We start from the raw sequence: 233 nt of genomic DNA on the forward strand, positions 1-233 counted from the left end.
GTCTAATAGTTTGTTCTATGATTCTCCTACCTGCAAATCCAATCAAAGCACCTGGTTCAGCAAGATTTATATCCCCAAGAGAGGCAAAGCTTGCAGAAACGCCACCTGTTGTTGGATGTGTCATTATGCTGATAAAAAGTAACCCTTTTTCATGAAGTTGGTTTAAAGCAGCACTTGTCTTCGCCATCTGCATTAAACTGAAAACACCTTCTTGCATGCGCGCTCCTCCGGAT

The 233-nt window shown here is 42.5% G+C and carries 1 protein-coding gene; it reads right to left on the reverse strand.

Translation table 11 applies throughout. From position 1 onward, the window contains the following. Positions 1 to 233 (reverse strand): carboxyl transferase domain-containing protein (locus AOA62_RS05075; RefSeq protein WP_305886545.1); only part of this gene is annotated, 233 nt, incomplete at both ends.

Source organism: Pseudomonas sp. 2995-3, assembly GCF_002742565.1.
GTDB lineage: Bacteria > Pseudomonadota > Gammaproteobacteria > Pseudomonadales > Pseudomonadaceae > Aquipseudomonas > Aquipseudomonas edaphica.